The organism is Apibacter muscae (assembly GCF_007845635.1).
Lineage (GTDB): Bacteria > Bacteroidota > Bacteroidia > Flavobacteriales > Weeksellaceae > Apibacter > Apibacter muscae.
This window is the reverse complement of record NZ_SELG01000042.1, coordinates 55,713-71,326: the sequence shown is the minus strand read 5'-3', so window position 1 is coordinate 71,326 and position 15,614 is coordinate 55,713. Positions and strand designations below refer to the sequence as shown.

Annotated in this window: 15 protein-coding genes; 7 read left to right on the top strand and 8 right to left on the bottom strand. The window is 29.3% G+C overall.

Features of this window, described 5'->3' with window-relative positions; all coding sequences use genetic code 11:
- Positions 1-18 precede the first annotated feature (18 nt).
- Genes serC through ETU08_RS11530 form a run of 3 tightly spaced genes read left to right on the top strand, consistent with a single transcriptional unit; the run spans position 19 to position 3,329 of the window.
- Entirely contained in the window at positions 19-1,083 is a 1,065-nt protein-coding gene (gene serC / locus ETU08_RS11540; protein WP_146263191.1) for a 3-phosphoserine/phosphohydroxythreonine transaminase, read from the top strand.
- A gap of 16 nt (positions 1,084-1,099) precedes the next feature.
- Entirely contained in the window at positions 1,100-2,053 is a 954-nt protein-coding gene (locus ETU08_RS11535; protein ID WP_146263190.1) for a D-2-hydroxyacid dehydrogenase, read from the top strand.
- Between the two features lie 25 nt (positions 2,054-2,078).
- Positions 2,079-3,329 (top strand): DUF1015 domain-containing protein, encoded by a 1,251-nt coding sequence (locus ETU08_RS11530; protein ID WP_146263189.1) that lies wholly within the window; start codon positions 2,079-2,081, stop codon positions 3,327-3,329.
- Positions 3,330-3,370: 41 nt separating this feature from the next.
- Here the strand turns inward: ETU08_RS11530 and ETU08_RS11525 are convergent, their stop codons facing one another.
- The 3 genes from ETU08_RS11525 to ETU08_RS11515 are packed head-to-tail and all read right to left on the bottom strand — an operon-like array spanning position 3,371 to position 5,897.
- Positions 3,371-3,988, bottom strand: coding sequence for a DUF4230 domain-containing protein (locus tag ETU08_RS11525; protein WP_146263188.1), 618 nt, complete (start codon positions 3,986-3,988; stop codon positions 3,371-3,373).
- Between the two features lie 3 nt (positions 3,989-3,991).
- The gene (locus tag ETU08_RS11520; RefSeq protein ID WP_146263187.1) at positions 3,992-4,594 is read right to left on the bottom strand and encodes a hypothetical protein; all 603 of its coding nucleotides are present in this window, start codon (positions 4,592-4,594) and stop codon (positions 3,992-3,994) included.
- Between the two features lie 31 nt (positions 4,595-4,625).
- Complete coding sequence (locus ETU08_RS11515) at positions 4,626-5,897, bottom strand: mechanosensitive ion channel family protein (RefSeq protein WP_146263186.1); 1,272 nt, start codon at positions 5,895-5,897, stop codon at positions 4,626-4,628.
- Between the two features lie 400 nt (positions 5,898-6,297).
- Between ETU08_RS11515 and ETU08_RS11510 the strand changes: the two genes are divergently transcribed.
- Genes ETU08_RS11510 through ETU08_RS11500 form a run of 3 tightly spaced genes read left to right on the top strand, consistent with a single transcriptional unit; the run spans position 6,298 to position 9,330 of the window.
- Complete coding sequence (locus ETU08_RS11510; protein ID WP_146263185.1) at positions 6,298-6,948, top strand: DUF4290 domain-containing protein; 651 nt, start codon at positions 6,298-6,300, stop codon at positions 6,946-6,948.
- Complete coding sequence (gene murA / locus ETU08_RS11505) at positions 6,948-8,258, top strand: UDP-N-acetylglucosamine 1-carboxyvinyltransferase (RefSeq protein ID WP_375764694.1); 1,311 nt, start codon at positions 6,948-6,950, stop codon at positions 8,256-8,258. Before ETU08_RS11510 ends, murA begins: the two co-directional genes overlap by 1 nt.
- A gap of 16 nt (positions 8,259-8,274) precedes the next feature.
- The gene (locus ETU08_RS11500; protein ID WP_146263183.1) at positions 8,275-9,330 is read left to right on the top strand and encodes a glycosyltransferase family 2 protein; all 1,056 of its coding nucleotides are present in this window, start codon (positions 8,275-8,277) and stop codon (positions 9,328-9,330) included.
- A 60-nt stretch (positions 9,331-9,390) separates the two neighbouring features.
- Here the strand turns inward: ETU08_RS11500 and gap are convergent, their stop codons facing one another.
- On the bottom strand, positions 9,391-10,401 hold the full coding sequence (gene gap / locus ETU08_RS11495; RefSeq protein ID WP_146263182.1) for a type I glyceraldehyde-3-phosphate dehydrogenase: 1,011 nt from the start codon (positions 10,399-10,401) through the stop codon (positions 9,391-9,393).
- Positions 10,402-10,433: 32 nt separating this feature from the next.
- Positions 10,434-11,429 carry a 6-phosphofructokinase gene (gene pfkA, locus ETU08_RS11490; RefSeq protein ID WP_146263181.1) on the bottom strand — a complete coding sequence of 332 codons (996 nt, stop codon included), beginning with the start codon at positions 11,427-11,429 and terminating at the stop codon, positions 10,434-10,436.
- Positions 11,430-11,715: 286 nt separating this feature from the next.
- Here pfkA and ETU08_RS11485 point away from each other — a divergent pair, with 286 nt between their 5' ends.
- Complete coding sequence (locus ETU08_RS11485; protein ID WP_146263180.1) at positions 11,716-12,204, top strand: YkgJ family cysteine cluster protein; 489 nt, start codon at positions 11,716-11,718, stop codon at positions 12,202-12,204.
- On the opposite strand, the gene ETU08_RS11480 is transcribed toward ETU08_RS11485, so the two are convergent.
- The 3 genes from ETU08_RS11480 to ETU08_RS11470 are packed head-to-tail and all read right to left on the bottom strand — an operon-like array spanning position 12,199 to position 15,604.
- Positions 12,199-12,627, bottom strand: coding sequence for a hypothetical protein (locus ETU08_RS11480; protein WP_260391095.1), 429 nt, complete (start codon positions 12,625-12,627; stop codon positions 12,199-12,201). The genes ETU08_RS11485 and ETU08_RS11480 overlap by 6 nt on opposite strands.
- A 2-nt stretch (positions 12,628-12,629) precedes the next feature.
- On the bottom strand, positions 12,630-13,013 hold the full coding sequence (locus ETU08_RS11475) for a RidA family protein (RefSeq protein ID WP_146263178.1): 384 nt from the start codon (positions 13,011-13,013) through the stop codon (positions 12,630-12,632).
- Positions 13,014-13,024: 11 nt separating this feature from the next.
- Complete coding sequence (locus ETU08_RS11470) at positions 13,025-15,604, bottom strand: putative LPS assembly protein LptD (RefSeq protein WP_146263177.1); 2,580 nt, start codon at positions 15,602-15,604, stop codon at positions 13,025-13,027.
- Between the last annotated feature and the right edge of the window lie 10 nt (positions 15,605-15,614).

Genomic DNA, 15,614 nt, shown 5'->3' with positions numbered 1-15,614 from the left:
AAAATTTCTCTGAATCATATGAAAAAGTATAATTTTAGCGCTGGACCTTCTACCTTACCAGAAGAAGTTCTTCAACAAGCAGCAGAAGCTGTTTTAAATCTTAATAATAGTGGAACCTCATTAATAGAGATTTCCCATAGAAGCAAAGATTTTATTGCTATCATGGATGAAGCTAGATCTTTAGTTAAAAAACTAATGAAATTAGACGATAACCATGAAGTTCTATATTTACAAGGGGGCGCTAGTTTACAATTTTCAATGATCCCTTACAATCTATTAAAAAATAAAGCTGCTTATATTGACAGTGGAAACTTTGCATCATCTGCAATAAAAGAAGCAAAAAAAATAGGTTCTATTGAAGTTCTTGCTTCATCTAAAGATGATAAATATACCTATATCCCAAAAAATTTTGAAATACCTAAAGATGTAGATTATTTACACTTAACTTCCAATAATACGGTATACGGAACCGAACTAAAGGAATTTCCTGAAACAGATGTTCCTTTAGTTTGTGATATGTCTTCAGATATTTTAAGTAGAGATATTGATTTTAATAAATTTGGATTGATATACGCTGGAGCCCAAAAAAATATTGGTCCTGCAGGCGTAACTTTAGTAATTGTTAATAAAAACTTGCTTGGCAAGACAGATCGAAATCTTCCTTCATACCTAGACTATCAAATTCATATTGAAAAAGAAAGTATGGCTAATACTCCACCAGTATTTGCCGTATATGCAACTTTACTTAACTTAAGATGGTTAGACAAACAAGGAGGTGTATCCGAAATTGAAAAGAAAAATAGAGAAAAAGCAGCGCTTTTATATGGAGAAATAGATAGAAACCCTTTATTTAGAGGAGTTTGTGTTGAAGAAGACAGGTCTTTAATGAACGCTTGTTTCTTTTTAAACGATGAAGCTACATATAAAGCTAAGTTTGATGAGTTGGTTAAACAAGCAAACATTATTGGAATTAATGGATATAGAACCGTAGGTGGGTATAGAGCTAGTATTTACAATGCCATGCCGTTAGAAGGAGTGCAAACCCTTGTTAATGTAATGAAAGAACTAGAAAAAATCGCTTAAAATAATTTTATTAAATATGAAAATATTACCCAACGACGGTATTTCTTCAAATGCCATTGAAGCTTTAGAAAAAGCTGGGCATGAAGTTTTAAATCAAAAAGTTGCTCAAGAGCAATTAGTTAAATATATTAACGAAAACGAAATAGATGTACTTCTTGTTCGTAGTGCCACTAAAGTAAGAAAAGAATTAATTGATGAATGCCCTTCAATAAAAATTATTGGTAGAGGTGGTGTTGGAATGGATAATATTGATGTTACTTATGCTAAAGAAAAAGGTATACATGTAATCAATACCCCTGCAGCATCCTCACGTTCAGTTGCAGAATTAGTTTTTGGACATATGCTTTCCCTTTACAGATATTTGCAAGATTCCAATAGAAACATGCCTTTAGAGGGAGATAAAAATTTTTCTGCTCTTAAAAAATCTTATGCAGGAGCTATGGAACTGGGCGGAAAAACCTTAGGTGTTATAGGTTTCGGAAGAATTGGAATTGAAGTAGTAAAATTAGGGTTAGCCTTTGGTATGAAAGTTTTGGTTGCAGATGCGGTAGAGATTACTAAAACTGTTACACTAGATTTTTATGATGGGCAAAAAGTAAATTTTGAAATAACTACAGTTCCTATGGATGAGTTATTGAAAAATTCCGATGCTATTTCAGTGCATGTTCCTAAACAACCTAAATACGTTATAGGAAAAGATGAGATTTCTAAAATGAAACCTAATGCTATCATAGTAAATGCGGCTAGAGGTGGAGTTATTGATGAAGTAGCTTTAGTTGATGCATTGAAAGAAAATAAATTATTTGGTGCTGCACTTGATGTATTTGAAAATGAACCAAATCCTGAAATTACTTTATTAATGGATCCAAAACTCTCATTATCTCCACACATTGGAGGCAATACTAAAGAAGCTCAGGAAAGAGTAGGTTTAGAGTTGGCAGAACAAATAATTGAATTAGCAAAAAAATAGTTATAAAATTAAGCTTTACTGTTAAATGTTAATTTTTAAACCATTCAAAGGAATACATATGAAAGATACTTCTCTAAGTAACTTTCCTATGTATTCTCCTGATAAATATACAGAAGAGCAAATAAAAGCTAAATTAAGGAATAAAAATCCCTCATATATTGATATTATTAAACCTACCTTCTTTAAAGGTGAAAGTCCTTTAGAAAATAGATTTAAAAAGGTAAGAAAAAGATATGAGGAATACATCAATGAAAATTTACTTGAAAGCGATCCTTCATCCATTTATATTTACGAGCAAACTAAAAGGAATGGATTAACGTTTAGAGGTGTTATAGGATTAGTTGATGTAGAAAATTTTAAAAATAACGATATTAAAGTCTCAGAAAGAGCGAATGAACAAAAGCAAGAAATTTTTTCAAAATTTTTAGACCTTACCTATCTTCAAACCAATCCTGTAATTCTTAGCTATAATTCTAATTCTAAATTAGAGGTTATGATTGATTTAGAAATTAAAAGTAAGCCACTAATTAATATAGAAGATGAATTGGGAATAACTCATAAACTTTGGAATGTAGAAAACCGACTTAAAATCGCTCAATTTAAAGAGACTATTGAAAATTTACCTTCACTTTATTTAATTGACGGATGTTATCGTATGGCTGGAGCAATTGCTCATTCAGATAAAATTAAAGCAAAAAATAAATCTAAAGACCTTTTATTTGATAATAACCATTACATAATGTCATTAATTGTTTCGAGCCAATCCATTAAAATTAGCGAATACAATTACCTTATAAAAAGTTTAAATGGTTTAACTAAAAAAGATTTTTTTGATAAATTAGAAACTCATTTTACGATTAATAGAAAAGGCAATAATCCTTATTATCCATCTCATAAACACCATATAAGTATGTATTACAATGGTGAATTTTACGGTTTATATATTAAGCATGAATTTAGGAATATTCCTGAAGGTTTAGGATGTATGGATAACTATTTATTTAGAAAATTTATTGTTGAATCTATCTTTAATATCCAAACTCTAAAACAAGAGAAAGAACTGATCACTTATCTTCAAGGTTCTGGTGATATAAAAGGAATTATGGATTTAAAAGCTGCTGTAGACAACAGAGAATATGCTGTTGGATTCGGCTTCTATCCTGCAAACTTTCAAGATTTACAAACGGTGTCTGATTTAGGAAAAAAAATCCCGTTTAAAAGTGCTTACATTGAACCAAACCTACTTTTAGGCTTACTAATGTTTGACATGAAATAATCTCTGATTATCATAAATAACTTATTATTTGATTAACTATATCAATCATTTAAAGGTATTAGGTCTTTGGCATAAGGAGTATCGTCTTGTATTTGCCAGCGATAAAGTTTAGCCATTGAATATAAATCTTGTAAATTAGATATTAGCTGTTTTTTAGCTAATGATTTTATATTAGATTTTTCAACTTCTTTATAAATATCTCTTTTCCCCTCTTCCATCACAAGATTTAAATCTGATTTGCTAAATCTATTAAACATACCATCTTCCATACTATAAATTTCTACATTTGGAAAAACTTCAACCTGTGGTTCCGGAATCGATAAAATATGTATTCTTTTATTAATTGAATCTACCTCTACTATCATTTTCTTCATATCGTACACCACTTGTGCTTTTGCTGTAATATACAGAACTATATTCTTATTTAGGAAATCTAAATATTTACTATTAAACTTATTAAAATCCTTAGTTCTAAAAGCAGAATAATTCTGCTCAATAACAATCATTTTATTTAAGCGTTCAATTTCATGATTTATAATCCTAGTATCTGCAACTATATTATCATTAGAATCACTTCTAACATTTATAATAAAGTATAAAGCTAAAATAACTATAATTATAGATAGAACAAATGAGATTTTTTTCCAAATTTTAAACATATATTAATAGTTTAATTTTTTAAATTTTTTATGTTTTTTCTTTGATTTTTTATGTTTAGCACCAAAATTATCAATATAATTATATATATCTTCTTCTAATTTTTTAGACGGTTCTTTAATAATTCTCCCTACCTCTCTTCTTATGCCATTCTTATCATCGTAATTTCTATAAATAATAATTGTTGGAATTTCAATAATTTTTTTTTGAACATCTTCCCCATAAAAACTTTGTTTCTTTTCATTGACCGCATACATTTTTAGTTTTTTTTCTGGATAGTGCGATAATTTTATAATTTTCAATAGGTCTGGAATTAAGACTTTAGATTCCTCTGACCAAGTGCCGTAAAATACCTCTATGGTATATAGGTCAATTCTATTCTTTAATTTTTTAATAATTTTTGAATCTGGTATATACGAATTGTATTCATCTAAATACCAATCTGAAAAATCTTTATGTAGCAAAGCATCTGGAGTTGTTCTACCAATTAATGTTGGAAGACTATCAGAATTTATATATTTCTTATTTACGGCTGTGGTTTTATTAGATTTACAACCTACGATTATAAATAAAGAAATGAGTAAAATAATTGAGCTAATTTTTTTCATATCAATAATCTAAATCTTTTTAAATATTTTTTTAATTTTTAGTAGTACTTAAATTTACATTTAATGAATCATTGCCTGCAGTAACTTCAAAAATTTCTAATTTAAAATAATCCAAACTGTAATAAACTTGATTTAAAACTTCAGCGGAAATACGTTCATACTCTATCCATTGCACTGTGTTAGTAAAGAAATAAAGTTCAATTGGTATTCCTGAAGATGTTGGAGCCATTTGTCTTGCCATACAAGTATAGTCTTGACGAATTTCTGGATTGCATTTTAACAATGAATTAATATAACTTAAAAATAAATCACAGTTGGTGATATGATAACCTCTTAATTTAGATGTTTCATTCACTTTTAAATGATTGTTTATTTTTGCATAATGTTTTCTTTTTTCTTTAATAAATTCTGATAATATTAGTTCTTTTTCATATTCATCCAATTCACTCTCGGAAAGTAGTTTTATATCTCTTTGCTTTACATAAAAAGAACGTTTTACTCTTCTCCCACCACTTTCTTGCATTCCTCTCCAGTTCTGAAAAGAATCTGATATTAATGAATAAGTGGGTATGGTTGTTATTGTTTTATCAAAATTCCTTACTTTTACTGTACTTAAGTTAATTTCTTCAACAGTACCATCAGCTCCATATTTATTCATGGTTATCCAATCACCGATCAAAACTATACGATTGGTTGAAATTTGTATACTACCAACAAAACCCATAATTGTATCTTTAAACATTAACATAAGAATGGCTGAGGCTGCTCCCATTGCAGTAAAAAATACAGTTGCAGATTTACCAGTAACAATTGAAAATATAGCTACTGCTCCAAATATATATAATATAATTTCTATAATTTGGATATAGCTCTTCATGGGTCTATTTTTTAAAGTAGATCTTTCAGCCAATACATTTAAAAAAGATTTTATAATTGACATGATGATCCAAATCATCACAAATACAAAAAATATGTCCGCAAATTTTAAAATAATTCTACTTATATGTTTTTTAAATATTAGATCTGGAACAATATTAACGAATAATACGTAAGATAAAATATAAGCTAGGTAGTTAGAAATTTTATTCTTTATTAAATGATCAAAAATGCTAAACTTGGTAACTGAATATATTTTTTCTAAAGAATAATTAGTAACTTTTTTAAAAACCGTAACTAAAATTATGGCAACTGCAATAATAACTATTATTGCAGTTATATTAATCCATTCCTCCGAAACACCTAAACTCCTTAGAAAACTATAAATTTTTAATGTAAAAAATCGAATTGGGCTATATTCTTGCATGAATTTTTGTTAAATTACTTTTCACAACAAAGGTAAATAAAAATTATACTTATATAAACGGGGCAATTAAGCCTAAACTTTATTTTTTATAAATAAAATTATCCATGATACAAGCTTACAAATATATTTTGTATAAATAAAAAATTTTATATTTGTAAGGTTTTTTGTAATTTGAAGACTTTCCGTGTAGTTCAAAAATTAAATATCAAAAACTAATAAAAAATGATTTAGTTTTATTATTCATATGTATGCTTCCAATTTTAATAAGTAATTTATTTACAAAAAACTCTATTTTAAATTTTATTTTACAAATCAGAATTAATAATATTAATACACGGAAAATTATTAATAGAAATACATAATAAAAAATCGTTAAGTATTATTAAATTTCATAAAAACTATGGAGTACAACACTCAAAGAACGAAATTAATTATTCCAGAATATGGACGATACATACAAGCCTTAGTTAACCATTGCTTAAACATCGAAAATAATGAAGACAGAAATAAATTTGCAAGATCTATAATTAAAGTTATGGGAGATTTAAATCCTCATTTAAGGGATATTCCTGATTTTCAACATAAATTATGGGATCAATTATTTATTATGTCAGAATTTAAGTTAAAAGTGGATTCCCCTTATCCGATAATATCTAAAGCTGAGATTCAAATACCTCCCAAAAAAATGGAATATCCTAAGAATGAATCTAAGTTTAGGTATTATGGAACTAATATAAAAAAAATGATTGAGGTTGCTAAAACCTGGGAAGAGGGAGATCGTAAAGAGGGACTTAAATATGTCATAGCTAATCAAATGAAAAAAAATTATTTGAAATGGAATAAAGATCAGGTAGAAGATTCAGTAATTTTCTCTCATTTAGAAGAAATGTCTGAAGGTAATTTAAAAAGTACTGAGGGAGATCCATTAATGACAGTTGTAAATTCTAGTAATGCAAATACTATTTCCAATAATAGTAAAAATAGGAATAGAAATAGTAGAAATAATAATTTTAAAAATAAAGTAAATTATTCTAAAAAGAATAGTAAATAATGAATACTTTCAGAATTAAAGGGGGACAAACTCTCAGAGGTGATTTTTACCCACAAGGAGCTAAAAATGAAGCTTTACAAGTGATTTGCGCTGTTTTATTAACTTCTAAACCCGTTAGAATTAAAAATATTCCTGAAATACAGGATGTTTTAAAACTGATTGAGATACTTGAAACTTTAGGGGTGAAAATTACAAAAAACGCTAAAGGGGATTACACATTTTGCTCTGAGCATATAGACTTCGACTATTTGAAAAGCAACGAATTCAGAAGAGACGGTGCAAAATTAAGAGGTACTATTATGATTCTTGGACCTTTATTAGGAAGATTTAAGGAAGGTTATATACCAATTCCTGGCGGTGACAAAATAGGTCGAAGAAGGCTTGATACCCACTTCCAAGGATTTAAAAATCTTGGCGCAGTATTTACTTATAAAGAAGAAGAAAAGTTCTATTCTGTAGTAGCTAAAGAATTAAAAGGATGTTATATGCTTTTGGAAGAGGCTTCCGTTACGGGTACTGCAAATATAATAATGGCAGCCGTACTTGCAGAAGGACAAACACAAATTTATAATGCCGCTTGCGAGCCCTATATTCAGCAGTTATGTAAAATGCTTTGTTCTATGGGGGCTAAAATAAACGGTATTGGTTCCAATCTACTTACCATTGAAGGTGTAAGTCAATTAGACGGTACAGAACATACTGTGTTGCCTGATATGATTGAAATTGGCAGCATTATAGGTTTAGCTGCAATGACACAATCTGAAATAACCATTAAAAATGTTAGTTGGGATAATTTAGGTAATATACCTGATACATTTAAACGTTTAGGCATTCGAATCGAACGTAAAAACGACGATATGTTTATACCTTCGCAAAAACATTATAAAATTCAAAATTTCATTGATGGATCCATCTTAACAATATCTGATGCTCCTTGGCCTGGTTTTACTCCTGATCTAATAAGCATAATTCTAGTTGTGGCAACTCAAGCCAAAGGAAGTTTATTAATCCATCAAAAAATGTTTGAAAGTCGTTTATTTTTTGTAGATAAATTAATTGATATGGGGGCACAAATTATTTTGTGTGATCCTCACAGAGCTACCGTAATTGGAATGAATCAAGAAGTTCCCCTACGTGCTACAAATATGGCTTCTCCAGATATTAGAGCCGGAATTGCTTTACTTATTGCTGCAATGTCAGCAAAAGGAGAAAGTTTAATAAGCAATATTTATCAAATAGATAGAGGTTATGAAAATATTGACGTTAGGTTAAGGGCTTTAGGTGCTGAAATAGAAAGAATAACTACATAATCACACGATTAAATCTATGTTTAGTGATTTCAATCTACGTTTATCCATTATCATTGCTGTATATAATCGAAAGGAAGAACTTAAAGAACTACTTAATAGTCTTGCAAATCAAACCGACAAAGATTTTGAAGTTATAGTAGTTGATGATGGTTCTACAGATAATCTAGAAGTTATTGCTTTAGAATACTTAGATAAATTAGATATTAAATATTTTTATCAAAAAAATACTGGTGCTGGATATGCTAGAAATATGGGAGTTTCAAAATCTTCTAGAAATTATTTAATTTTTTTAGATTCTGATTGTATAGCTCCAAAAAATTATATTTATAATGTTAAAAAGGAGCTTAAAGTAAATTTTGTTGATGCATTTGGTGGTGCTGATTCTGCCAGTTCTGATTTTAATAATTTACAAAAGGCTATCTCCTACTCCATGACTTCTTATCTTACCACGGGTGGAATTCGAGGTAACAAAAATGCTGTAAGCCGATTTCAACCTAGAAGCTTTAACATGGGAATTTCTAAAATAGCTTTCAATACTATTGGTGGATTTTCCGAATTACGTATTGGGGAAGATCCTGATCTAAGTTTATGCCTATGGGAAAATAACTTTGAAACACGGTTCTTTCCTTCTTGTACGGTTTATCATAAGAGGCGTACTTCTTTATTAAAATTTGCCAAACAAGTATACAAATTTGGAATTGCAAGACCCATATTAAATCAAAGACATCCAAAATTTAAAAAATTAACTTTTTGGTTTCCTAGTATATTTTTAATTTATACTATAATTTCAATTCTACTATTATTGTTTGTATTGTTCTATTATATTTTCAATTCTAAGTTCTCATTATTTTCAATACTCTGCTTATTTCCATTTATTGGTTTAATTCTATATTGCGTTGTCTTGTTTGTTGATTCTTCTAATAAAAACAAAAGTTTAAAAATTGGTTATCTTTCATTAATAACTACGTTTACACAGTTTTTTTCATATGGATTTGGATTTCTACAATCTTATTTTGCTTTAAACATTTTGAAAAGAAAGGCAGAGAAAAGTTTTCCTTCACATTATTATTAAAATTTTATATAAAAAAAAAGCTACCTTTTTAGGTAGCTTTTTTAAATATACTATTATATTTTAAGCATTTATTTTTGCCATTCTAGTGATTAACTCAACTACTTTGTTAGAATACCCCCACTCATTGTCATACCAACTAACAACTTTAACAAATGTAGGACTTAATTGAATTCCTGCTTTTACATCAAATATTGAAGTTCTTGGGTCTGATATAAAATCTGAAGATACAACTTCTTCATCTGTATATCCTAATACTCCTTTTAATTCTCCTTCTGAAGCGTCTTTCATAGCTTTGCAAATTTCATCGTATGAAGTTTCTTTGGCTAAACGTACCGTAAGATCAACTACAGAAACATCTAAGGTTGGAACCCTAAATGCCATACCCGTAAGTTTACCATTTAATTCAGGGATAACTTTTCCTACAGCTTTTGCGGCCCCTGTAGAAGAAGGAATGATATTTCCTGCTGCTGCACGACCTCCTCTCCAATCTTTAACTGAAGGACCATCTACAGTTTTTTGAGTAGCTGTAGTTGCATGTACTGTAGTCATTAAACCTTCAAGAATTCCAAATTTATCGTTTAATACTTTTGCAATAGGAGCTAAACAATTGGTAGTACAAGATGCATTAGAAACAAATTGTGTGCCTTTAGCATAAGTACTATCATTTACACCACATACGAACATTGGTGTATCATCTTTTGAAGGTGCAGACATTACAACATATTTAGCACCTGCATCAATATGTCCTTGTGCTTTTTCTTTAGTTAAAAATAAACCTGTAGATTCAACGATATATTCTGCTCCTATATCTCCCCATTTTAGATCAGCGGGGTTTCTTTCTGCTGTAACTCTAATAGATTTTCCATTTACTACTAGTTTACCATCCTGAACCTCAACTGTTCCATTAAATTTACCGTGTATGGTGTCATATTTTAGCATATAAGCCATATATTCAACATCAATTAGGTCATTTATTCCAACTACTTCTATAGCATCGTTGTGCTGTGCTGCACGAAATACTAATCGACCTATTCTACCAAAACCGTTGATTCCTACTTTAATTTTAGACATAATATTTAAGTGTTTTTATTATTTATGATTGTTTATTGCATTGACAAAATATTAGATACTTTTATCAATTCCTTGTCTATTTCGTTGTGTTTTTTTATTGCTTCTTCAATAGGGGTAAAAACAATTTTACTAGATTGCATTCCAGCCATTACGCAACATCTGCCGTCAATTAATCCTTCCACTGCTGCAACTCCTAGCCTAGATGCAAGAACTCTATCAGCTACAGTTGGGCTACCTCCTCTTTGAATATGTCCCAATACAGTAACCCGAACATCAAATTCAGGATATTTCATTTTGGTAAACTTAGCTAAGTCGTAAACCCCACCAAGTTTATCACCTTCTGCTACTACAATTATGCTTGATGTTTTGCCTTTTTTCTTTGCATTATCAAAGGATTGAAATAAATCTTCAATACTATCCTTTTCTTCTGGAATTAATATATCAAGTGCTCCCGTTGCTATTCCAGTATTTAAAGCTATAAAGCCCGCATCTCGTCCCATTACTTCAATAAAAAACACTCTATTATGAGAGGTAGCAGTATCTCTAATCTTATCAATAGCCTCAGCAACCGTATTTAGTGCTGTATCGTAACCTACAGTGTAGTCAGTACCAAAGATGTCATTATCTATAGTCCCTGGAATTCCAATGAAAGGAACGCCTTGTTCTTCATATAATTTCATAGCACCTGTAAAAGAGCCATCTCCACCTATAACTACTAATGCTTCAATTCCATGCTTTTTTATAGTCTCAGCTGCCTTCTTTCTTCCCTCAACAGTTCTAAACTCTTCAGATCTCGCGGATTTTAGTTCAGTACCTCCCTTATTAATAAGATTTTTTACTGAACGTGGTCCTAATTCTACTATATGATCGTTGATGAGTCCATCGTACCCCATACGAATTCCATAACAATTAATATCATAATAATTACATGTCCTTACTACTGCTCTTAGAGCTGCATTCATTCCAGGGGAATCTCCTCCTGAAGTTAAAACTCCTATTTTTTTGTATTTATTATTGTTTTCAGGCATGGATATAAATTAAATGTTTCACACAAATATAGCAATCATTTGTGAATTTTAAACATTATTTTTGTCATATAAACTTGTAAATATTACTATAAAATCATTTTATTTGTAATCTAAATAATTTTTAATAATATTTTTTTTTTAAAGTGTCTTATATATGAAATCTAGCTATATTAAAAACTGATTTTATGGTAAATTTCTTATTAAATTTTAGATAATTTTCATTTAGAATACTTAATAAAATAATTTTCATAATTAAAAATTAAATAGAATTATTAGATTTAAATTCATGAATCTTGAAAAATATAAACAGGAAGCTATTAATAAAACTAATGAACATAAAAAATACTTAAACAAGTTAAAGAATAAAAAACCTAAAAAACTTGATGAAACTTTATTTGAAATACATGAGGAAGTATTTAATAATATTAATTGTTTAAATTGTGCCAATTGTTGCAAAACCACAGGTCCTTTATTTACAGAAAAAGATATTGATAGGATTTCTAAACATCTACGTTTAAAAAGCACCACTTTTATAGACCAATATTTGTATATGGATGAGGATAATGATTGGATACTCAAAAATCTTCCCTGCCCCTTTTTAGATAATGAAAATTATTGTCTAATTTACGAAGTAAGACCTAAAGCTTGTAAGGAATATCCACATACAGATCGTAAAAAATTTTATCAGATCAATAAACTAACTGAAAAAAATATTATTATATGTCCTGCCACTTATGAAATCGTTAATTCGCTTATGAACAAGTTACCTCTATAATTTTTTCTTTTCTTTATTTGATTTTTTTTGTAAAGATTCTACAATTTGTGCACCCAACCATGAACTAGGAAAAAATACAAAAAAGGAACTTAAAATATACCAAGTTGGAAATCCTTTAAATATTAAAACATTAGCTATAGCAGTTAATAAAAGTATAAATCCTATAAACATCGCATAAGCCTTTTTAGCTCTTTTTACAATCAGTGCACAAACCACCCCTCCTAATAATGATGCTACTCCAGAAGAAATTAATAAAGCTACAAAAAATTCTTCTTTGGCTGTCTTTACCACTGATCGCCATGCCTCAATCGGTACTCCTCTATAATCATAGGGTATCCAATAGGAGTTAATCATTAATGAAAATGTTATAATTGCTAGTGCAACTAAAAGCCCTAATAAAACAGCAAGTGTATTTCTTAACATATTTATTTTTCTTCAGAAGCAATTACAGATATTTCAACGGACACATTTTTTGGTAATGCAACAACCTGAACACATTCTCTTGCAGGATAGAAACTTGAAAAATAAGAAGCATAAATATCATTAACTTTCGTGAAATCATTCATATCTGTTAAGTAAATTGTTGATTTTATTACATTATCCCAATTCAATTGTGCTTCTAATAATATCGCTTCAATGTTTATCATTACTTGATGCGTTTGTTCTTCAATTGTTATGGGAATAGAATTAGTAGTAGGATGAACAGGTATTTGACCTGAAATAAACAATAAATTATCTACTTTAACTGCTTGTGAATATGGGCCGATAGCCTTAGGTGCTTGCTCTGTTTTTATAATTTGTTTTGCCATTTAAAATATTTTTAAAAATTTGTTTGATCGTTAAAATTTTTTGCTTCATACTTAAGTGCATCTTTTAGTATTGCTGCTTTAAGACCTATATAAAAATTCCATGTTTTATTAAAACCAGCCGAAATTGGGACCCAATTAAAATTAATATTAAAGCTTCTTAAATCTCTAGAAAAACCTAAACGGGTAAATCCAAATTCTTTACTTTCTAAGTCATAATTGGTAGAGGCTGTTAGTTTCCAATACGGTGCCGGTGAAATTTCTCCATTTAAATTAACAGTTGCAGATACGTTAGAAACCCTATTGAATTCTTTGGTTGAAGTGTAATTAAATCCTATATCCAAACGCCACGGAATATCAAAATGTGCATATCCTTCATTATCAAAATAATAATTTTCATAACGTATAGTTCCCCTTCTTTTATATTTATCGCTGGCTTTTTCACCACCAAAAATTGATGAATCTAAGCCAAGATTTAACCCCATAGTAAAACTAGCTACAGAAAAATTAAATTTATCTACGGCATACCCTACGGTTGACGTTGGAGAGTCAAATTGAATTTTATAAGGATTTATCCTCATTGCATAATTAATTTTCATTCTCGAATTAAATAAAGGGGTTGATGCTGTTATATTAATGGGATTTAATTTTAATGAATCTGCAGCAAAATTATAAGAGGTATTCACATTGAACGTCTCAAAAATTTTGATTTTTTTCACCCCGTTATCCTCCTTTTTACTTCTAACTTTCATTTCCAAATTGTTAGCAATAGATAAATTTAATGAACTATTTTCAAAATTAGAAGGAGATCCCATAACATTACCTTCATAATAAGAATATTTTATTTTTTTGCCTTCTTCATTCGTGTATGATCCATAATACCCCCATGTATCGGTTGAGAAATCTGGCGCGTATTGATAACTAATGGTAGGAGTCATCATATGTCGGACGGCTTGTATAAGTGCTCCTTTTTTAAACTGAGCTATTCCATATAAGGTTGTAGTTAAGCTTAAAGCTCCCCCAAAGGTTCTGTAGGCACTAAAATCATTTTTATCATTTGAAACTACAGTTTTAGTCGTAGGATCAAAGTCTTTCCTAATTGTTTTCGTTGTCCAAACTTCTTTATAATTACCATTGATCCCAAATTGAAAATAATTAAAAATAGTGGAGGTTGTTCCAAAGCTGGAAGAATTACTCATGCCATTGTTTGAATTGTCAAACATTTTTGAACTAAACATATCTTCAGTGGTGGTTGTTATAGAATTCTGAAGATTCATTTTATAATCTAAATACAGATTATGAAAAATAGTTCTTTTAGCACCATTTTTAGGCTTAAATGGATAAATTTGAGGCATAGTAACGGAAAGATTAGGTAGAACCATTGAAACTAATCCCGTTGAAATATTTTGGGAAGCAGATGCATTTAATGAAATTGTAAACGGATTATTATTAAATCTTTTTACCAATGATATAGATGAAGAGGTTTGATTGTTTGTTACATTACCATTAATAGCGTTATAATTATAGATACTGTTATTGTAATAGTTTTGACTTAAGAAATTTACGGTGGAATTAAACGATAAATTTGGATTTGCTTTAGGATCTTGTATATGATTCCAAATAAACCTATAATTGTTTGATTCTGAATAATCACTTAAGCCTTTAGTTCCTGAAATATTCTTTTCATAAATATATTCTAGATTACCGTTATATCTATATCTTTTATTGTATCGTAATTTATTATCTATCATCCAACTTCCTTTGGTATATACACCAAAGCGAGTTTCTAAATCTAAATATTCACCTATGGGTACATAAAATCCCCATCTTTCTAAATAAAATCCTTTATTTTGTCTTTCTCCGAAACTTCCTATAAGTATTCCCGCAGATCTTTTTTTACCTGAAGCTGGTAAATATAAAAATGGCAATATAAATGGTGTGGGAATCTGTTCTATATACATTGTAGTAGGACCAGCAATTAGGTCTTTACCTCCTTGAGGTTTATTAATAAGCTTTAGTTTATTGGTATGAAATTCTACATCTGCGAGTGAGTCTTTTTTTGCTTTAAAATATTCATCTGGAGTCATTAAACCTCTTCTCATATAATACTCACTATCATTCATTCTTTTAGCTTTTTCTGCAATTATGACCATTTCTTCTTCTTCCGTCCTCACATTAAATGCTGTACCTTGCTTGGTGTTCATATTGAATACTGCTTCCGTATATTCAAACTTTTTACCTCCTTGTGTGAAGGTTATATTTTCAATTATTTTCCCTAAACTATCTACCTTACCTCTAGCAAAAATATCTCCTGAATTCCAATCCATTACTATATAATCTCCTTCAATAATCATATCCTCATATTTTACCTTTGCATTGTGTATAAGATAAGTAGTATTTTTAGAAAAAATATTTCTAATTTCATCTCCTTGTGTATCCACAATATCTTGCAAAGATTCTTTATTCACTCTTACAAGCGTATCAGTAGGGGGGGTAATTGAGTCTATTACTTGTTTTCTACCCTCTTGTGCTAAGAGAATGTTAAAAATTAGAAAGAGTAAACAAAGTATGTTATATTTGGATTTTGAATTCATTAAAATGTAT